Source organism: Noviherbaspirillum galbum, assembly GCF_010974945.1.
In the GTDB taxonomy this organism is placed as follows: Bacteria; Pseudomonadota; Gammaproteobacteria; order Burkholderiales; family Burkholderiaceae_D; genus Noviherbaspirillum; species Noviherbaspirillum galbum.
The window spans coordinates 1-18,886 of record NZ_JAAIVB010000034.1 but is presented as its reverse complement, the minus strand read 5'-3'; the positions used below and the strand labels follow the sequence as shown (position 1 = coordinate 18,886).

Below are 18,886 nucleotides of genomic sequence, written 5' to 3'. Positions count from 1 at the left end.
ACCTCGTCAGAACAGGAAATAACGCTGCGCCATCGGCAGGACCTTGGCCGGTTCGCAGACCAGCAGCTCGCCATCCGCGCGCACCTCGTAGGTTTCGGTATCGACCTCCATCTTCGGCGTGGCGCCGTTGTGGATCATGTCGGTCTTGCGCACCTTGCGGGTGTTCCTTACCGGGATCAGGGTCTTGCCCAGCTTGAGGGCATCGCCGATGCCGGCGTCATAGGCGGCCTGCGACACGAAGGTGAAGGAAGTCTTCAGGCCGCCGCCGTAGGCGCCGAACATCATGCGGTAATGCACCGGCTGCGGCGTGGGGATGGAGGCATTCGGATCGCCCATCTGCGCCGCGGCGATCATGCCGCTCTTGAGGATCATCGACGGCTTGACGCCGAAGAAGGCGGGTTTCCAGAGCACGATGTCGGCGATCTTTCCCGGTTCCAGCGAGCCGACCACGTGCGAGATGCCGTGCGTGATGGCGGGATTGATGGTGTATTTGGCGATGTAGCGCTTGACCCGGAAATTGTCGTTGCGGCTCGAATCCTCGCCCAGCGCGCCGCGCTGCGTCTTCATCTTGTGCGCCGTCTGCCAGGTGCGCAGGATGACCTCGCCCACCCGGCCCATCGCCTGCGAGTCGGAGGACATCATGGAAATCGCGCCGATGTCATGCAGGATGTCTTCCGCGGCGATGGTTTCGCGCCGGATGCGCGATTCCGCGAAGGCAATGTCTTCCGCAATGGCAGGATCGAGGTGGTGGCAGACCATCAGCATGTCGAGATGTTCGTCGAGCGTGTTGACGGTGTAGGGACGCGTCGGATTGGTGGACGAGGGCAGCACGTTCGCTTCGCCCACCGCGGCGATGATGTCCGGCGCATGGCCGCCGCCCGCGCCCTCGGTGTGGAAGGTATGGATGGTGCGGTCCTTGAACGCCGCCAGGGTATGTTCGAGGAAGCCGCCTTCGTTCAGCGTGTCGGTGTGGATCGCCACCTGGATGTCCATGCGGTCCGCGACCGCGAGGCAGTTGTCGATGGCCGCCGGCGTGGTGCCCCAGTCCTCGTGCAGCTTGAGGCCGATGGCGCCGGCGCGGATCTGTTCCTCGAGCGGCAGCGGCAGCGACACGTTGCCCTTGCCGAGGAAACCGAGGTTCATGGGAAACGCTTCGGCCGCCGACAGCATGGAATGGAGATGCCATGGCCCCGGCGTGCAGGTGGTCGCCGCCGTGCCGACCGCCGGGCCGGTGCCGCCGCCGAGCATCGTGGTCACGCCCGACATCAAGGCTTCCTCGATCTGCTGCGGGCAGATGAAGTGGATGTGCGAATCGATGCCGCCGGCGGTGACGATCATGCCTTCGCCCGCGATGATCTCGGTCGCGCCGCCGATCGCCATCGTGACGTTCGGCTGGATGTCGGGATTGCCCGCCTTGCCGATACCGGCGATCAGGCCGTTCTTGATGCCGATGTCGGCCTTGACGATGCCCCAGTGGTCGACGATCAGCGCGTTGGTGATCACAGTGTCCATGACTTCGCGATGCGGCCGCTGGGACTGGCCCATGCCATCGCGGATGACCTTGCCGCCGCCGAACTTCACTTCCTCGCCGTAGGTGGTGTAATCCTTTTCCACTTCGATCAGCAGTTCGGTGTCGGCCAGGCGCACGCGGTCGCCGGTGGTCGGGCCGAACATTTCCGCATAGGCCTGCCGGGAAATCGTGCTCATTTCAGCCTCCCCATGACCTTGCCGTTGAAGCCGTACACGCGGCGGTCGCCGGCCAGCGCGACGAGTTCCACGGTGCGCTCCTGGCCCGGCTCGAAGCGTACCGCCGTGCCGGCGGCGATGTTGAGCCGCATGCCGTAGGCCGTCTCGCGCTCGAAGCGCAATGCCGGATTGACCTCGTAGAAATGGAAGTGGGACCCGACCTGGATCGGGCGGTCGCCGCTGTTGGCGACCGTCACCGTGGCGGTGGCGCGGCCGGCGTTGAGTTCGATCTCGCCGGGCTCGATCAGCATTTCTCCTGGAATCATGGCGCTCCTCGTCAGGGGATCGGGTGATGGACGGTGACCAGCTTGGTGCCGTCGGGGAAGGTGGCTTCCACCTGGATTTCGGGAATCATGTCCGCGATGCCATCCATGACATCGTCGCGGCTGAGCACCTTCGTTCCCTCGGACATGAGTTCGGCCACGCTCTTGCCGTCGCGCGCGCCTTCCATGATGGCGGCAGAGATCAGCGCTACGGCTTCGGGGTAGTTCAGCTTGAGTCCGCGCGCCTTGCGGCGCTCGGCCAGCAGGGCGGCGGTGAAGATCAGGAGTTTGTCTTTTTCTCTTGGCGTCAGCTCCATGGCTGTCCTCCGGTGTTGATCAATCAGGTATTCCAGATGCGCGGCACCACGGCCTCGCGGCCCGCGATCGCCGGCCGCAGCAGGCGCCAGGCTTCCAGCATCAGCCGGCGCGCGCTCTGGCTGCTGTTTCCGAGGTGGCGCACCACGACAAGGGTTTTCATCTGCGTCACGCCGATCTCCCCGGGCGCCAGCGCGCGCAGCGCGGCGACGAGCGCGGGCGCCAACGGCTTGCCGGCGGCGATCAGGGTTGCGCATACCGTGTTGCCGGCAAGGCCGAGCGGGCTGCGCATGGCGGGCGTGGCGGCATCGATCGCGCCCTGCTCGAACCAGACCAGCTTGCCGCCGCGGCGGATGCTGGTGGCTTGCGTCACGCGGCCTTCGCCGAAGGTTTCGCCGGAAGCGCTGCGGCCGAAGCAAAGGATTTCCATGCCGATATACGCGGCGTCTTCCGCGAGCGTGACGGCATGCTCGAGCTGAACGCGCGCCCGGTCGAAGAAGATGGTTTCCTGCGGCAGCCATTCCAGCGTCGCGCCGCGGCCGACCTCGAGCGTCACCTGCTGGCGCGACTCATGCCCGTTCGACTTGTACCACTTGCCTGCCCCCGGCGTGGCCAGCAGGGCATGCGCGCCTTCGGCAATGACGGCATTGATGGCAAGCTGGTCGCCGCCGACCACGCCGCCGGGCGGATGCACGATGATGGTATGGCATACCGCGTTCCCTTCCGGATAAAGCGGCTTCTGAACGCGCAGCGGCCCCTGGTGGTTGCGTTCCATCAGGCGGCTCGCATCTCCGGCGCGCGCGATGCCGAGCGAAAGCCGGGCATGCCAATGCTGTTTCGCCGGAGCATGCGGCGAATCGTCGAATCGTTTCATGGCTCGACTATACCGCCAAGTGCCGCTTCACGTGTTCGTTGTTCATGTCCGCCTGCGCGCCGGAGGCGACCACTTCGCCGCGCGACATCACGATGAACTTGTCGGCAAGTTCGTGGGCGAAATCGAAGTATTGCTCGCACAGCAGGATGGCCATGTCGCCGCGTTCGCGCAGCAGGCGGATGACGCGGCCGATGTCCTTGATGATTGACGGCTGGATGCCTTCGGTCGGCTCGTCGAGGATGATCAGGCGCGGATCGGCGAGCAGCGCCCGCGCGATCGCCAGCTGCTGCTGCTGTCCGCCGGACAGGTCGCCGCCGCGCCGGTGCAGCATGTCCTTGAGCACCGGGAACAGCTCGTAGATTTCCCCGCGGATGCCCGTTGCCTGGCGGCCTGGCTTGACCGCCATGCCCATCATCAGGTTTTCCTCGACGGTCAGGCGCGCGAAGATCTCGCGGCCCTGGGGTACGTAGGCGATGCCGAGTCCGGCGCGCTCATGCGGCTTGAGGCGCGTGACGTCCCTGCCGTCGAGCTTGACGCTGCCGCCCGCGGTGGGAAGCACGCCCATCAGGCATTTGAGGAGGGTGGTCTTGCCTACGCCGTTGCGGCCCAGCAGGGCGAGGCATTCGCCTTTCTTTAGTGTCAGCGACACGCCGCGCAGGGTGTGGGAGGAGCCGTAGTATTGGTTCAAGGCTTCGACTTGGAGCATGTGTTCATTCCTTTGGGCTGTTGCCGCTGTAGTTGCCGTCATTCCTGCTTCTTCCTCTCATTCCCGCCTTCGCGGGAATGACAGAGGAGTTGGCGGAATGATCGGGTTGATGGGCCGTCCTCCGTCTGCCTGGAGCGAGGCGCCATACGCCATCCCCTTACCGTCCCAAATACACCTCGATCACCCGCTCATTCGCCTGCACTGCCTGCATGCTTCCCTCCGCGAGCACCGAGCCTTCATGCAGCACCGTCACCTGGCCGTCGCGCGCGATCTCCGTCACGAAGGCCATGTCGTGCTCCACCACCACGATGGAATGCTTGCCGCGCAGTTCATTGAGCAGTTCGGCGGTGCGCTCGGTTTCCGCGTCCGACATGCCGGCCACCGGTTCGTCGAGCAGCAGCAATTGCGGTTCCTGCATGAGCAGCATGCCGATCTCCAGCCACTGCTTTTGCCCGTGCGAGAGCAGGCCGGCGGGGCGGTGATGATGGCCTTCGAGGCGGATGAGCTTGAGGATGGCGTCGATCTTGTCGCGCTGTTCGGCGCTCAGGCGGAAGAACAGCGTCGGCTTGACGCGCTTGTTCATCTTCATCGCCAGTTCGAGGTTCTCGAACACGGTGTGGTGCTCGAACACCGTGGGACGCTGGAACTTGCGGCCGATGCCTGCGTCGGCGATGTGGTACTCGGTCATCTTCGTCAGGTCGAAGGTCTGGCCGAAGTAGGCGGTGCCGGAGGTAGGCCGCGTCTTTCCGGTAATGACATCCATCATGGTGGTCTTGCCCGCGCCGTTGGGGCCGATGATGCAGCGCAGTTCACCGACCGAGATGTCGAGGTTGAGCTTGTTCAGCGCCTTGAAGCCATCGAAGGACACGGTGATGTCTTCGAGGTAGAGGATGGCGCCATGGGTGGTGTCCACGCCATCCTGCTTCGGCCGGCCATAGCTGAAGCCGTGTTCCGCGTGATCCTTGCTGTCGTAGGTCTGGCCGGGTTTGAGGACGTCGTTCATGCCGTCTCCTTGCTTTTTCGGAATCGGTCGACCAGCCCCAGGATGCCTTGCGGCAGGAACAGGGTCACCAGGATGAAGATGGCGCCGAGGGCGTAGAGCCAGAGGTCGGGGAAGGCGGCGGTGAACCAGCTTTTCAGGCCGTTCACGGAGAAGGCGCCGATGATGGGGCCGAGCAAGGTGCCGCGTCCGCCGACCGCCGCCCAGATCACCATTTCGATGGAATTCCCCGGCGACATTTCCGAAGGGTTGATGATGCCCACCTGCGGCACGTACAGCGCACCGGCGATGCCGCACAGGACCGCCGACAGCGTCCATACGAAGAGCTTGAACCACAGCGGGTTGTAGCCGATGAACATCAGGCGCGACTCGGAATCGCGCACCGCCTGCAGCACCCGGCCGAGCTTGGACGTGACGATCCAGCGGCAGAGCAGCAGCGCACCGAGCAGGGCGGCCAGCGTGATCAGGTAAAGGACCGCCTTGGTGGCGGGCGCGGTGATGGTGAAGCCGAGGATGCGCTTGAAGTCGGTGAAACCGTTGTTGCCGCCGAAGCCGGTATTGTTGCGGAAGAAGAGCAGCATGAAGGCGAAGGTCATGGCTTGGGTGATGATGGAGAAGTACACCCCCTTGATGCGCGAGCGGAAGGCGAAGAAGCCGAACGCGAACGCCAGCAATCCCGGCGCGAGCACGACAAGCAGCATGGCAAAGCCGAAATGATCGGTGAACGACCAGTACCAGGGATAGCTCTTCCAGTCGAGGAAGACCATGAAGTCCGGCAGGTTGCTCTGGTACACGCCGTCGTGTCCGATCGCGCGCATCAGGTACATGCCGTGCGCATAGCCGCCGAGCGCGAAGAACACGCCGTGGCCGAGCGACAGGATGCCGGTGTAGCCCCACACGAGGTCGAGGGCCAGTGCGGCCATGGCGTAGCACATGAACTTGCCGACCAGCGCCACGGTGTAGCCCGACACGTGCAGCGCATGCCCTGCGGGGAAGCTGAGGTTGAGGATGGGCAGCAGCGCCAGCACGGCGGCGCAAGCCAGGATGCCGGCCCATGCCGGGCGCGAAAAGAGGGAAGAGAAAGAGGATGTCATTCCGCGCTCCTGCCTTTCATGGCGAACAGGCCCTGCGGCCGCTTCTGGATGAAGACGATGATGAAGACCAGGATGGCGATCTTGGCGAGCACCGCGCCGGCCACCGGTTCGAGAAACTTGTTGACTTCGCCGAGGCCGATGGCGGCGATCACCGTGCCGGCAAGCTGGCCGACGCCGCCCAGCACCACCACCATGAAGGAATCGACGATATAGCCTTGCCCCAGGTCCGGCCCGACGTTGCCGAGCTGGGACAGCGCGACGCCGCCGAGTCCGGCGATGCCGGAACCGAGGCCGAAGGTCAGCATGTCGATCTTGCCGGTCGAGACGCCGACGCAGTCAGCCATGCGGCGGTTCTGCGTCACTGCGCGCAGGAACAGGCCGAGGCGTGTCTTGTTCAGGATCAGCCATACCGCCCCGACCACGAACAGCGCGAAGAAGATGATGACGATGCGGTTCCAGGACAGCACCAGCGAACCCATGACGGTGACGCCGCCCGACATCCAGGAGGGATTCGCGACTTCCACGTTCTGCGCGCCGAAGATCGAGCGCACCAGCTGCATCAGCATCAGGCTGATGCCCCAGGTGCAGAGCAGGGTTTCCAGCGGCCTGCCATAGAGCCAGCGGATCACCGTGCGTTCCAGCGCGATGCCGACGGCCGCCGCGACCAGGAAGGCGGCAGGCAGGGCGGTGACGAGGTACCAGTCCACCGCGCCCGGGAAATATGTGCGGAACATCAGCTGGCAAACATAGGTCGTGTAGGCGCCGATCATCAGCAGTTCGCCGTGCGCCATGTTGATGATTCCCATCAGGCCGAAGGTAATCGCCAGGCCGAGCGCCGCCAGCAGCAGCACGCTGCCGAGCGAGATGCCATAGAACAGGTTGCCGAAGAATTCCGTGCGCGCAAGGCGGGCATTGATCGCGCTGATGGTGGCCACGGCCGCCACGCGCACGCCTTCGTCCGGCTCGTTGTAGCTGCCTTCGCCGTTCTTCTCGAGCATCTGCGCCAGCACCGGCTTGAGGTTGGCGTTGCTGCTGTCCGCGAGGGCCTGCACCGCGGCCTTGCGGGCGGCCGCGTCCGGCGATTGCAGGTTGGCGGTGGCTTCCGCCATCGCCAGCAGGGCCTTGATGTTGGGGTCGGTTTCCTTCGCCAGCGCCTGGCGGATGAGCGGCAGCTGGCCGGGGTCGGCGTTCTTTTGCATCGCCTCGGCGGCGGCATGGCGTTCGTTCGGATCCTTGGAAAGCAGGCGGAATCCCGATAGCGCCGCTTCCACCGCGCCACGCAGGCGGTTGTTCACCGTGATCGCATCGGCGCCGTCGGGCGGGGCGCCGGTCTTGCCAGTCGCCGGGTCGAAGGCCTTGCCGTCCTCGATGACGAACACCTGTCCGTCAGGCGTTGCAAACAGCGCGTCGTTCTTGATCGCGCTCAGGACCTTGTAGGCGTCGTCGCTGGCGAGCGCGGCGATCTTGTTGACCGACTCGATGCGCGCATCGGGATCGTCGCCGGCGAGCGGCTTGAGCAATCCGGCCTCAATGGCCGCTTGCGCGCCCAGCGCCTGCAGCAAGAGCAGGAGAGCAAGCAGGATCTTGGTGGTTTTCATGGGATTCATGTCGTCGTGGTTCGTGGTGCACGCTGCCCGGCGGCGTTCCTGCATGCGCGCGCCGGCATGAAAAAGCCGGAGGGTGAAGCACCACGCTCCGGCTCGTCATGCAGACAGCTCCGGCGCGGCGCGCCGGAAGCTGCTTGCACATGCATTACATGCCTTGCTTGCTTTCGTTGCCGGCGATGAAGGGGCTCCAGGGCTGCGCGCGGATCGGGCCCTTGGTCTTCCACACCACGTTGAACTGGCCGTCGGGCTTGATCTCGCCGATCATCACCGGCTTGTGCAGGTGGTGGTTGGTCTTGTCCATCACCAAGTCGAAGCCCGAGGGCGACTTGAAGGTCTGGCCGCCCATGGCAGCGATCACCTTGTCGGTGTCGGTTGACTTGGCCTTCTCGACCGCCTGCGCCCACATGTGGATGCCGACATAGGTGGCTTCCATCGGGTCGTTGGTGACGACGGTGTTCGCATTCGGCAGCTTCTTGGCGACAGCGTATTCCTTCCACTTCTTGATGAAGGCTTCGTTCACCGGGTTCTTCACCGACTGGAAGTAATTCCAGGCGGCGAGGTGACCGACCAGCGGCTTGGTGTCCACGCCACGCAGTTCTTCCTCGCCCACCGAGAAGGCTACGACCGGCACATCGGTCGCCTTCAGTCCGGCGTTGCCGAGTTCCTTGTAGAAGGGCACGTTGGAATCGCCGTTGATAGTCGAGATCACCGCGGTCTTGCCGCCGGCGGAGAACTTCTTGATGTTCGCCACGATGGTCTGGTAGTCGGAGTGGCCGAAGGGCGTGTAGACCTCATCGATGTCCGATTCCTTGACGCCCTTGGACTTCAGGAAGGCGCGCAGGATCTTGTTGGTGGTGCGCGGATAGACGTAGTCCGTGCCCAGCAGCACGAAGCGCTTGGCGCCGCCGCCGTCCTTGGACATCAGGTATTCCACCGCAGGGATCGCCTGCTGGTTGGGCGCCGCGCCGGTGTAGAAGACGTTCTTCTCGAGTTCCTCGCCCTCGTACTGCACCGGATAGAACAGCAGGCTGTTGAGCTCCTTGAAGACCGGCAGGACCGATTTGCGCGACACCGAGGTCCAGCAGCCGAACACCACGGAGACCTTGTCCTGGCTCACCAGCTGGCGGGCCTTCTCGGCGAACAGCGGCCAGTTGGACGCGGGGTCCACGACCACGGCTTCGAGCTTCTTGCCCATCACGCCGCCCTTGGCGTTTATCTCGTCGATCGTCATCAGCGCGACGTCCTTCAGCGAGGTTTCGGAGATGGCCATCGTTCCGGACAGGGAGTGCAGGATGCCGACCTTGATGGTATCGGCGGCGATCGCTTGCGGCATCCAGGCGGAAGCGGCGAGCAGCAGGGCGCCGACGGCGGTCGCCTTCATGAGGGTGCGACGGGACATGTGAGACTCCTACGAGTGAGTGGTTTATGTGGTCTTGCGCGATGACTCGCAGGAACGATTTAGCACTTTGCGTGCCACATCGCGCGGACCCGGATGGTGCGCTTTTTGAGATAAGTCGGATGAAGGAGGGGCATGAAGCGCAACATGGCGGTGCATGCTGCCTGATCATGGTGAAATCAATATCGGGAATGCCCATGCGTGGTGCTTGCGGTCCGGCGGCCACGTGGCGCACGCGCTTCATGCATCAGGAAGGCGCGAAAAAAAACCCCGCGTTGCGCGGGGTTGTTGCGGCATCCGGAGGCGAGGCCTGCGGATGCGAGCGGAGGAGGGTACGGCGAAGACTTAGACTGCCTTCTTGGCCTTTGCCGCCTTGGCTGCCGGAGCGAACTGGCTCACGGCGTTGTTCAGGTTGGTCTCGATGACTTCAGCGGCTTGCTTGGCGCTCTTGTTGAACTGCTCGTAGCCGGCGCTGGCGTTGCCGATGGCGGACTTGAAGAAGCCAACCACGTTCTCGCTGCCTGCGGGGGCGTTCTTGGTCAGCTCTTCGACGAGGCCGAGGACCTTGGCGCTGGTGTCGGCGATCTGTGCTTCGGTGACCTTGCTGATCTCGGCGCCAACGGTGGCGGCGATGCCGGCGAGGTTGCGGCCGTAAGCGATGGCCTTCTCGGCGTTCGGTTGGGTCTGGGCGGTCGCCAGGGCGAAGAACTCTTGCGCGTCCTTGGCAGCGAAGAACTGCTTGGCGGCGGCGTTGGACTCTTCCAGGGATTGCTTCAGGGAGGTGATGTTCAGGTCTACCACCTGCTCGACGCTTTCGATGTACTTGCTGGTGAGGCTGGACAGCAGCGCGACGTTCTTTTCGATGCTGGCTTTGGATGCGGCAGAGATATTTTCAGGGGTGATGAACATGACGGCTCCTTGAGAGAATTGAAAAAACTTTTGGTCTTGGCGATGCCTCAAATGGATATTGTGCGTCGCAACAAAGCGTATTTTAATGATGGCGGATGTGATGTCAACAATTTTTTGTGCTCTGCACCAAAAAGTTTTCTATTGCCTTCATAGTTGACGCCGGGAATGATGAACTCTATGGCGCTCCTCAGCGGATCGTCCATGGGCGGCGCCGAATCGCACGTTCGTTCGCATGCTAAACTTGTTCCCTCCTGGCTGCTCCACGACACCTTCGAACTCCTTGCCCAGATAGGCATTGCCTTGAAAGCCTTCTACAGCGACCACTTCGTGCTGCCCCTGCCGGCGGGTCACCGTTTTCCCATGCAGAAATACCGGTTGCTGAGGGAAGGCATCCGTGCCAGCAATCCGAACGTTACCTTCCACGAGGCCTCGCCTGCCACCGATGGGGTGCTTGCCCTGGCGCATCACCCTCTTTATATAGCGAGGGTCTCCAAGGGCGAACTGTCGCCGCTGGAGCAGCGCACCATCGGCTTTCCCTGGTCGCCGCAGATGGTGGAGCGTTCGCGGCGCTCGGCCGGCGCCACCATCGAAGCCTGCAGGGCGGCAATGACCGATGGCGTGGCGGCCAATCTCGCCGGCGGCACCCATCATGCGTATGCCGACCACGGCGAAGGATTCTGCGTGTTCAACGACGCCGCGATCGCCGCGCGCCTGATGCAGGCCGAGCGTCGGGTGGACAAGGTCGCGATCGTCGACCTCGACGTCCACCAGGGGAATGGCACGGCCGCCATCCTCGGCAACGACGATTCGGTATTCACCCTGTCCCTGCATGGCGAGCACAACTATCCGTTTCGGAAGGAAGCCAGCGACCTCGACGTCGCCCTGCCCGACGGCACGGGCGATGCCGATTACCTGTCCGCGCTGGACGATGCGCTCGACCGGATGTTCAGGCGTTTCGATCCCGGCCTGATCATCTTCCTTGCCGGCGCCGATCCGCACGAAGGCGACCGGCTCGGCCGCCTGAAGCTGACCCTCGACGGCCTCGGGCGCCGCGATCACCTGGTGATGTCCCGGGCGCGCGAGCGCGGCATCCCTGTGGCGGCGGCCATGGCCGGCGGATATGGCAAGAACATCCAAGACACCGTGGCGGTGCATGTCCAGACTATCGGCATCCTTTCCCGATACACCCGCATCCCGATCGCCGCATGAAGATTGCCTCCAACGACGTCCCGACTTCCCGTCCATCCGCCGCCGCGAGCGCATGGCTGGCCGCCATGCCCTTGCTGTTCGTGCTCATCTGGAGCACCGGCTTCATCGTTGCCAAGTACGGCCTGCCTTACTCGCCGGCGCTGACCTTCCTGCTGCTGCGTTTCGCCGGGGTGGTTGTCATCCTGTTGCCCCTGGTGGTGCTGATGCGCGCGCCCTGGCCGACGGGGCGCATCCATCACGTCGCGGTGGCGGGCATCCTGGTACAGGCAGGCTATCTGGCCGGCGTCTGGTGCGCGATCAAGATGGGCATGCCGGCCGGGCTTTCCGCCCTGATCGTCGGCATGCAGCCCATCCTGACGGCATTCGCCGCCCCGCTGGTGGGCGAGCGCGTGAGCGGCCGCCAATGGCTGGGCCTGGCGTTCGGCATCGGTGGCGTCGGCCTGGTGGTGGCGAACAAGATGTCGCTGATCGGCCTGTCATGGCAAAGCCTGACGCTGTGCGTGCTTGCCCTGCTGTCGATCACTGCCGGAACGCTTTACCAGAAGCGCTATTGCGCGAGCTTCGACCTGCGCACCGGCACGCTGATCCAGTTCGTGGCGTCGATCCTGGTGGTGCTTCCCTTCGCCGTGGCGACGGAGGGATTGACGCCGTCGCTGGACCGGGTGCATTGGACGCCGCAGTTCATCGGCTCCTTGCTGTGGTCCATCCTCGCCTTGTCGATCGGCGCGATCTTCCTGCTGTTCGCGCTGATCCGCACGAGCGCCGCGACGCGCATATCGAGCCTGATGTATCTGACCCCGCCGACCACCGCGGTGATGGCGTGGGTCATGTTCGGGGAGGCGTTCAGCATGACCGGCATCGCCGGCATGCTGTTGGCCGTGATCGGAGTGGCGCTCGTCATCTCCAGGAAATGAAAGAAAGAAACTCATGCGACCGGAAGCCGGAACACGAAGCGACTACAAGCATTTTCATCCCATCACCACCCGGTGGATGGACAACGATGCCTACGGCCACGTGAACAACGTGGTCTACTATAGCTGGTTCGACACCGCGGTGAACCAGTTCCTGATCGTCAATGGCGCGCTCGAGATCGAGCGCAGCCCGGTGATCGGGCTGGTCATCGAGACCCAGTGCAATTACTTTGCCCCGGTGGCCTTTCCCGACCAGGTGAGTGCCGGCATCCGCGTGTCCAAGCTGGGCAAGTCCAGCGTGCGCTACGAGGTCGGCATCTTCCGGGGCGATGAGCAAAGCGCCGCGGCCCAGGGGCATTTCGTGCACGTGTATGTCGACCGCGAGACCCGCCGGCCGGCGGCGATACCGGACGCCATGCGCCAACTCCTTCAACGCATCGAGGTTACCGCACCATGATACAGACCGAACAGCAGCGCCTCGTCGACGAGGCAATCACCTCCCGCCGCTCCATCCGCGCCTTCCTCGAGACGCGGGTGGCGCGCGAGGACATCGAGGCCATCCTGAGCGTGGCATCGCGCGCGCCCTCGGGCACCAATACCCAGCCGTGGAAGGTCTACGTGCTGACCGGCGCCACCAAGGAAAAGCTTTCCGCCGAGGTCATGCGCGCGCACAACGATCCCGCCCTGGCGAAGGAGCACGCCGAAGAGTACGCCTACTATCCGCGCGAATGGGTGGCGCCCTACATCGACCGCCGCCGCAAGGTCGGCTGGGATCTGTATTCGCTGCTCGGGCTGACCCGCGACAACAAGACCGGCATGCACGCCCAGCACGGCCGCAACTATCTTTTCTTCGATGCGCCAGTCGGCTTCATCTTCACCATCGACCGCATCATGGAGCAGGGGTCGTGGCTGGACTACGGCATGTTCCTGCAGAACATCATGGTCGCGGCGCGCGGCCGCGGACTCGATACCTGCCCCCAGGCGGCATTCACCCAGTTCCACAAGATCATCGGCGGCGTGCTCGGCCTGCCGGAAAACGAAATGGTCGTGTGCGGCATGTCGCTCGGCTATGCCGATCCCGCGCGCATCGAGAACTCGCTTGTCACGGAACGGGAGCCTGTCTCCACGTTCACCCGCTTCGTCGATTGAAAGGAAAAGCAACATGACCCAACATCGCATCGCCGTGATCGCCGGAGACGGCATCGGCAAGGAAGTCGTTCCCGAAGGCCTGCGCGCGCTGGATGCCGCCGCGCGCAAGTTCGGCATCGACCTGCGCTTCGACGAATTCGATTTCGCTTCCTGCGACTATTACGCCAAACACGGCCAGATGATGCCCGACGACTGGAAGGACCGGATCGGCGGGCACGACGCCATCTTCTTCGGCGCGGTCGGCTGGCCGGATACGGTGCCCGACCATGTGTCGCTCTGGGGGTCGCTGCTGAAGTTCCGGCGCGAGTTCGACCAGTACGTGAATCTGCGTCCGTGCCGGCTGATGCCCGGCGTGCCGTCGCCGCTCGCCAACCGCAAGCCGGGCGACATCGATTTCTACGTGGTGCGCGAAAACACGGAAGGCGAGTACTCCTCGGTCGGGGGGCGGATGTACGAGGGCACCGAGCGGGAGATCGTGTTCCAGGAAAGCGTGTTTTCCCGCAAGGGCGTGGACCGCATCCTGAAATTCGCCTTCGACCTGGCGCAGCGCCGGCCGAAGAAGCACCTGACGTCCGCCACCAAGTCGAACGGCATCTCGATCACCATGCCTTACTGGGACGAACGCGTGGAAGCCATGGCGAAGTCCTATCCCGACGTGCACTGGGACAAATTCCACATCGACATCCTGACGGCGCATTTCGTGCGCCATCCCGACCGCTTCGACGTGGTGGTGGCATCCAACCTCTTCGGCGACATCCTGTCCGACCTCGGGCCGGCCTGCACCGGCACCATCGCCATTGCGCCATCGGCCAACATCAACCCCGAGCGACTTTACCCTTCGCTGTTCGAGCCGGTGCACGGCTCGGCGCCGGACATCGCGGGCAAGGGAATCGCCAATCCGATCGGCCAGATCTGGTGCGGCGCGATGATGCTCGAGCACCTCGGCTACGCCGAAGCCGGCGCGGCGGTGCTGGCGGCGATCGAGAAGGTGCTGGCCGCCGGACCCGGGCACGCGCCCCTCACGCCGGACATGGGCGGAAAGGCCAGCACCCAGGATCTCGGCAAGGCGATCGCGGACGCCTTGTAAGGACCGGCCGGCCCGGCATTTTCCCTCGATAAAGGACATTTGCGAGGAATCAATTAAAAATCAGAAACTTGTTTAATTCCCCGTGCTAAGCTCTTCATTTTCTTGCTGATTTTCACTATTTTGCTACACTGCAAGATATAATGTCCGCTTGCAAGATCAGGGAGAGTGCAGATGTCCAAATCCGCGCTGGGAATACTCGTTTCTTTCGTCATTCTTGCAGTCGCCGCGCCCGCCGCGACTGCCAGCACCGCGCACAAGACCCGCAAGAAGCCGGTCAAGGCCGCACAGCAAAAAGTCCATCATCGCCAGCATGGCAGGCATCACCTTGCCAGCCATGCTGCCGTTCCCGTCGCCCGCGCCAGCCTCGTGCAGAAGGCCGGCATGCACCGCGCCTCCTACGCGCCCGCACCCGCGGCCGCCCCGGTCTACACCGCCGGCGACCTCGCCGGGCTCAATGCCACCCGCGACCCGCTCGCCCTCAGGTCGAATGCCGCGATCGTGGTCGATGCCCAGACGTCCCAGGTGCTTTACGAAAAGAATGCCAGCGTCCCGCTGCCCATCGCTTCCCTGACCAAGTTGATGACGGCGCTCATTGTGCTGGAAGGCAAGCAAAACATGGATGAAGTGCTTGAAGTCAGCGATGCCGACGTCGACCGCGAAAAATTCAGCAGTTCGCGCCTGCGCGTCGGTTCCACCATGTCACGCACGGACATGCTGCACATCGCGCTCATGAGTTCCGAAAACCGCGCAGCGTCGGCGCTGGGCCGCCATTACCCCGGCGGTCTTCCGGCGTTCGTCGCGGCAATGAATGCCAAGGCCAAGGCGCTCGGCATGAACGACACGCACTATGTCGATTCCACCGGCCTGTCCAGCCAGAACACCGCCAGCGCCCGCGATCTCGCCAAGCTGGTGGCGGTTGCCCACCAGCATGCGCTCATCCGCGAATACTCCACCGACGACAAATATGCCGTCAGCGCGGGACGCTACACGATCAACTACATGAATTCCAACCGGCTGGTCATGAATTCCAACTGGGACATCGATCTCCAAAAGACGGGTTACATCACCGAAGCCGGTCGTTGCCTGCTGATGCATACCCGCATCGATAACCGCCCGGTCGTCATGGTCTTCCTCGATTCCAAGGGCAAGGATTCCCGTCTTGCCGATGCGGGCCGGGTACGCAAGTGGCTGGAAACCAGTCGTCCGCAAAATCTGGTGCAGGCCACGGCCCGCCAGGGTTGATCCGTTCATCGCAGTGCATCGCTTGCTGAAAGTTGATGCAAGGCAATAAAATCGCCGGCAGGGAATCCTTTAATGGGTTCCTGCCGGCGATTTTCTTTCCACGAATACTGGTTTTTACAAGAGCGCAAGGGGGCGTCTGCACTCCTGCCACAAAGAATGCATCGCTCTTGCTTTAAAACAAGCCGCCGCATTATCCCCACCTACGCCGGTTTTGAACTGTGCTAAAGTTCCGTCGACACATTTGACATTCTTGCCAGTGCTGGTGCGCCCAGGCTGCGCGCGTCAACGACGCGCCTTCCTGCCGCGCCCGATACGGCAAGTCGCTCCACCACCGGCAGGCGGTCTCATGGTCAAGGGCGGTGCCTTCAGCGAGGCGCTGCCTGATGACGTCGGGCCGCCTTCGTTTTTCTTGGGCCGTTGCACGCGTGTTTATTCCGAAAGTCTTGTTGGTCAATGACGACTCGGCAAGCCTACTGGCCTTGTCGACCCTGCTCACGCACCAGAGTGACTACCAGGTCATCACGGCGCGTTCGGGCGAGGAGGCCCTGCGCCATGTGCTGAAGCACGACTTCGCGGTGATCCTGCTCGACGTCAGCATGCCGAGCATGGACGGCTTCGAAACCGCGGAGGCGATTCACTCCCATCCTCGGTCGGCTTCCGTCCCCATCATCTTCGTCACCGCCCACTACGCCGACGAGATCCACCGGCTCAAGGGTTACCAGAAGGGCGCGGTGGACTACCTGTTCACCCCCATCATTCCCCAGATCCTGCAGACCAAGGTCGCCGTGTTCGTCGAGCTGGCCAAGAAGAACCTGCAGCTGCAGCACCAGAAACAGGAGCTCGAGCAGCTCAACATCGACCTGACCGCCCAGCGCAAGCTGGACCTGCAGCACATCCAGGAGCGCAAGCAGGCGGAGCAGGCGCTGCGCCAGTCGCAGGAAGAATTGCGCCAGCTCGCGAGCTACCAGGAACGCATCAAGGAAGACGAGCGCAAGCGCATCGCCCGCGAGATCCATGACGAACTCGGACAAAACCTGCTTGCCCTGCGCATCGACATCGCGATGCTGCATGCGCGCACCGGCAGCCATCCGAAGCTCAACAGCAAGATCAACGGCGTGCTCGACCACATCGACTCGACCATGAAGGCCATGCGGGCCATTATCAACAACCTGCGGCCGACGGTGCTGGACCTCGGCCTCAACGCCGCCATCGAATGGCAGGTGAAGGAGTTCCAGCGCCGCACCGGCATCACCTGCGACCTCGTCATGTCCGACGAGGAAATCGTCGTCGACGACAACCGCGCCACCGCGCTGTTCCGGATCCTGCAGGAGTCGCTCAACAACGTGTTCAGGCATGCGCGCGCCACCAAGACCACCATCGAGGTGGTGCGGACCGAATCCGAACTGCACATGCGGGTGGCCGACAACGGCGTCGGCATCTATCCGAATTGCCGGCGCAAGTCGAATTCCTTCGGCCTCGTGGGCATCAAGGAAAGGGTGGCGACCCTCGGCGGCGAGCTCGACATCGAGACCGAGCAGGAAAAGGGCACTTCCGTCAACGTCCGGATCCCGCTCGAGGACAGCCCGGTCGGTCCCGACGGAATCAAGGCCTTCGAACGCCTGATGGCGCCCATTCACGTCGCGTCAGAGCGCCGGGCGGCGAAGGGCACAACGCCACCTCTCGTCGGTGGACAGTTCAAGCGGCCGGCCACGCGCCGCAAGAAGGAACTCCAGCAAGGAAAATGAGTGTCGCGGCCGACCCCGCCGTGGCGCTCCGTCCTGCGCTAGGTTTGAGAAAAATCAAATCCAAACATGGTTTGGGTCCCGGTGAAAAACGAAGCAATTGCCTGCTCCCTGCCTTTCACGCAAAATCAATTTTCTTTTCCAACTAGAAATAAAGTCAGCCCCCTTTGCCGTCGCGGCCGCGAGCACATCGCTCGAGGCTGGGCAGCACATCGGCGGCGACACCGCGCAACGCACACGTTACAACCGATTCGACACAAGGAAACCTGATGAACACCAGTACCGAGCTGAGGGACGAACTCGACGCCAAACGTTTGCTTGAGGTGCTCATCGCCTTGAAGAAAGGCGACTTTTCGACCCGCATGCCAAGCGACCTGACCGGCCTCGCCGGCAAGATCGCCGACACGCTCAACGACATCATGGAAATCAACGACGAGATGACCAAGGGCATCACCGAGGTCAGCCGGGTCGTGGGCCGGGAAGGGCGTCTCACCCAGCGGGCGATGGTCCCGAGCTTCGGCGGAGGCTGGGCCACCATCGTCAAGTCGGTCAACACCCTGATCGAGGATCTGGTTCGTCCGACCACCGAGATGGCGCGCGTGATCGGCGCGGTGGCGAAGGGCGACCTGTCGCAGACCATGGCGCTCGAAGTCGACGGACGGCCACTCAAGGGGCAGTTCCTGCGTGCCGCGTCCACCGCCAACACCATGGTGGACCAGTTGTCCTCGTTCGCATCGGAAGTGACGCGCGTGGCGCGTGAAGTGGGTACCGAAGGCAAGCTCGGCGGCCAGGCCCAGGTGAAAGGCGTGGCGGGCACCTGGAAAGACCTCACCGACTCGGTGAACTCCATGGCCGGCAACCTCACGGCGCAGGTGCGTAACATCGCGGACGTGACCACCGCCGTCGCTAACGGCGACCTTTCCAAGAAGATCACCGTGGACGTGAAGGGCGAGATTCTCGAGCTCAAGAACACCATCAACACCATGGTGGATCAGCTTCGATCCTTCGCATCGGAAGTGACGCGGGTGGCGCGCGAGGTGGGTACCGAAGGCAAGCTCGGCGGGCAAGCCTATGTGCCCGGGGTGGGCGGCACGTGGAAGGACCTGACCGACAACGTGAACTTCATGGCGTCCAACCTTACCGGCCAGGTACGTAACATCGCGGAAGTGACGACCGCCGTGGCGCGCGGCGACCTTTCCAAGAAGATCACGGTGGACGTCAAGGGCGAGATCCTGGAGCTGAAGGACACCATCAACGTGATGGTGGACCAGTTGTCCTCGTTCGCCTCGGAAGTGACGCGTGTTGCGCGGGAAGTGGGTACGGAAGGCAAGCTCGGCGGCCAGGCCAACGTGCCCGGCGTGGCGGGCACCTGGAAGGATCTAACCGACTCGGTGAATTCCATGGCAGGCAACCTCACGGCGCAGGTGCGTAACATCGCCGACGTGACGACGGCCGTGGCGAACGGCGACCTCTCCAAGAAGATCACGGTGGACGTGAAGGGCGAAATTCTCGAGCTGAAAAACACCATCAACGTGATGGTGGACCAGCTCAACTCCTTCGCATCGGAGGTGACGCGGGTGGCGCGGGAAGTGGGTACGGAAGGCAAGCTCGGCGGCCAGGCCAACGTGCCTGGCGT

The 18,886-nt window shown here is 63.4% G+C and carries 18 protein-coding genes; 8 read left to right on the top strand and 10 right to left on the bottom strand.

The window, feature by feature from the left end; genetic code table 11:
• Window positions 1–6: 6 nt before the first annotated feature.
• From ureC to phaP, 10 genes are all read right to left on the bottom strand, one after another.
• The gene (gene ureC, locus G3574_RS08690; RefSeq protein WP_163962080.1) at window positions 7–1,707 is read right to left on the bottom strand and encodes an urease subunit alpha; all 1,701 of its coding nucleotides are present in this window, start codon (window positions 1,705–1,707) and stop codon (window positions 7–9) included.
• A complete protein-coding gene (locus G3574_RS08685) occupies window positions 1,704–2,012 on the bottom strand; it encodes an urease subunit beta (protein ID WP_163962078.1) in 309 nt (102 codons plus the stop codon). The genes ureC and G3574_RS08685 overlap by 4 nt, the downstream gene beginning before the upstream one ends.
• 11 nt (window positions 2,013–2,023) lie before the next feature.
• Complete coding sequence (locus tag G3574_RS08680; protein WP_163962076.1) at window positions 2,024–2,326, bottom strand: urease subunit gamma; 303 nt, start codon at window positions 2,324–2,326, stop codon at window positions 2,024–2,026.
• Between the two features lie 23 nt (window positions 2,327–2,349).
• Window positions 2,350–3,198, bottom strand: a complete 849-nt coding sequence (locus G3574_RS08675; RefSeq protein ID WP_163962074.1) for an urease accessory protein UreD — start codon at window positions 3,196–3,198, stop codon at window positions 2,350–2,352.
• Between the two features lie 7 nt (window positions 3,199–3,205).
• A complete protein-coding gene (gene urtE, locus G3574_RS08670) occupies window positions 3,206–3,904 on the bottom strand; it encodes an urea ABC transporter ATP-binding subunit UrtE (protein WP_163962072.1) in 699 nt (232 codons plus the stop codon).
• A gap of 157 nt (window positions 3,905–4,061) precedes the next feature.
• Window positions 4,062–4,907 (bottom strand): urea ABC transporter ATP-binding protein UrtD, encoded by an 846-nt coding sequence (urtD, locus tag G3574_RS08665; RefSeq protein ID WP_163962070.1) that lies wholly within the window; start codon window positions 4,905–4,907, stop codon window positions 4,062–4,064.
• On the bottom strand, window positions 4,904–5,998 hold the full coding sequence (gene urtC / locus G3574_RS08660) for an urea ABC transporter permease subunit UrtC (RefSeq protein WP_163962066.1): 1,095 nt from the start codon (window positions 5,996–5,998) through the stop codon (window positions 4,904–4,906). Before urtC ends, urtD begins: the two co-directional genes overlap by 4 nt.
• Entirely contained in the window at window positions 5,995–7,596 is a 1,602-nt protein-coding gene (gene urtB / locus G3574_RS08655) for an urea ABC transporter permease subunit UrtB (protein WP_407941652.1), read from the bottom strand. The genes urtC and urtB overlap by 4 nt, the downstream gene beginning before the upstream one ends.
• Window positions 7,597–7,750: 154 nt before the next feature.
• On the bottom strand, window positions 7,751–9,004 hold the full coding sequence (gene urtA / locus G3574_RS08650; protein ID WP_163962062.1) for an urea ABC transporter substrate-binding protein: 1,254 nt from the start codon (window positions 9,002–9,004) through the stop codon (window positions 7,751–7,753).
• Window positions 9,005–9,346: 342 nt separating this feature from the next.
• Complete coding sequence (gene phaP / locus G3574_RS08645; protein ID WP_163962060.1) at window positions 9,347–9,910, bottom strand: TIGR01841 family phasin; 564 nt, start codon at window positions 9,908–9,910, stop codon at window positions 9,347–9,349.
• A gap of 300 nt (window positions 9,911–10,210) precedes the next feature.
• Here phaP and G3574_RS08640 point away from each other — a divergent pair, with 300 nt between their 5' ends.
• From G3574_RS08640 to G3574_RS08605, 8 genes are all read left to right on the top strand, one after another.
• Window positions 10,211–11,119, top strand: a complete 909-nt coding sequence (locus tag G3574_RS08640) for a histone deacetylase family protein (RefSeq protein WP_163962212.1) — start codon at window positions 10,211–10,213, stop codon at window positions 11,117–11,119.
• 65 nt (window positions 11,120–11,184) lie between these two features.
• The gene (locus G3574_RS08635; protein ID WP_235953228.1) at window positions 11,185–12,033 is read left to right on the top strand and encodes a DMT family transporter; all 849 of its coding nucleotides are present in this window, start codon (window positions 11,185–11,187) and stop codon (window positions 12,031–12,033) included.
• Between the two features lie 13 nt (window positions 12,034–12,046).
• The gene (locus tag G3574_RS08630; protein WP_163962056.1) at window positions 12,047–12,487 is read left to right on the top strand and encodes an acyl-CoA thioesterase; all 441 of its coding nucleotides are present in this window, start codon (window positions 12,047–12,049) and stop codon (window positions 12,485–12,487) included.
• A complete protein-coding gene (locus G3574_RS08625) occupies window positions 12,484–13,179 on the top strand; it encodes a nitroreductase (RefSeq protein WP_163962054.1) in 696 nt (231 codons plus the stop codon). Before G3574_RS08630 ends, G3574_RS08625 begins: the two co-directional genes overlap by 4 nt.
• Window positions 13,180–13,192: 13 nt before the next feature.
• Entirely contained in the window at window positions 13,193–14,266 is a 1,074-nt protein-coding gene (locus tag G3574_RS08620; protein ID WP_163962052.1) for a tartrate dehydrogenase, read from the top strand.
• A gap of 171 nt (window positions 14,267–14,437) precedes the next feature.
• Window positions 14,438–15,508: a D-alanyl-D-alanine endopeptidase gene (gene pbpG / locus G3574_RS08615; protein WP_163962050.1), complete on the top strand. Its 1,071-nt coding sequence runs from the start codon at window positions 14,438–14,440 to the stop codon at window positions 15,506–15,508.
• A gap of 443 nt (window positions 15,509–15,951) precedes the next feature.
• The gene (locus G3574_RS08610) at window positions 15,952–17,253 is read left to right on the top strand and encodes an ATP-binding response regulator (RefSeq protein ID WP_235953203.1); all 1,302 of its coding nucleotides are present in this window, start codon (window positions 15,952–15,954) and stop codon (window positions 17,251–17,253) included.
• 266 nt (window positions 17,254–17,519) lie between these two features.
• Window positions 17,520–18,886 (top strand): HAMP domain-containing protein (locus G3574_RS08605; RefSeq protein WP_163962046.1); only part of this gene is annotated, 1,367 nt, incomplete at its 3' end.

Coding starts and splice junctions, on each gene's coding strand:
- ureC (WP_163962080.1), bottom strand. CDS start 1,707: ATGAGCACGATTTCCCGGCAGGCCTATGCGGAAATGTTCGGCCCGACC.
- G3574_RS08685 (WP_163962078.1), bottom strand. CDS start 2,012: ATGATTCCAGGAGAAATGCTGATCGAGCCCGGCGAGATCGAACTCAAC.
- G3574_RS08680 (WP_163962076.1), bottom strand. CDS start 2,326: ATGGAGCTGACGCCAAGAGAAAAAGACAAACTCCTGATCTTCACCGCC.
- G3574_RS08675 (WP_163962074.1), bottom strand. CDS start 3,198: ATGAAACGATTCGACGATTCGCCGCATGCTCCGGCGAAACAGCATTGG.
- urtE (WP_163962072.1), bottom strand. CDS start 3,904: ATGCTCCAAGTCGAAGCCTTGAACCAATACTACGGCTCCTCCCACACC.
- urtD (WP_163962070.1), bottom strand. CDS start 4,907: ATGAACGACGTCCTCAAACCCGGCCAGACCTACGACAGCAAGGATCAC.
- urtC (WP_163962066.1), bottom strand. CDS start 5,998: ATGACATCCTCTTTCTCTTCCCTCTTTTCGCGCCCGGCATGGGCCGGC.
- urtB (WP_407941652.1), bottom strand. CDS start 7,596: ATGAAAACCACCAAGATCCTGCTTGCTCTCCTGCTCTTGCTGCAGGCG.
- urtA (WP_163962062.1), bottom strand. CDS start 9,004: ATGTCCCGTCGCACCCTCATGAAGGCGACCGCCGTCGGCGCCCTGCTG.
- phaP (WP_163962060.1), bottom strand. CDS start 9,910: ATGTTCATCACCCCTGAAAATATCTCTGCCGCATCCAAAGCCAGCATC.
- G3574_RS08635 (WP_235953228.1), top strand. CDS start 11,185: ATGCCCTTGCTGTTCGTGCTCATCTGGAGCACCGGCTTCATCGTTGCC.
- G3574_RS08630 (WP_163962056.1), top strand. CDS start 12,047: ATGCGACCGGAAGCCGGAACACGAAGCGACTACAAGCATTTTCATCCC.
- G3574_RS08625 (WP_163962054.1), top strand. CDS start 12,484: ATGATACAGACCGAACAGCAGCGCCTCGTCGACGAGGCAATCACCTCC.
- G3574_RS08620 (WP_163962052.1), top strand. CDS start 13,193: ATGACCCAACATCGCATCGCCGTGATCGCCGGAGACGGCATCGGCAAG.
- pbpG (WP_163962050.1), top strand. CDS start 14,438: ATGTCCAAATCCGCGCTGGGAATACTCGTTTCTTTCGTCATTCTTGCA.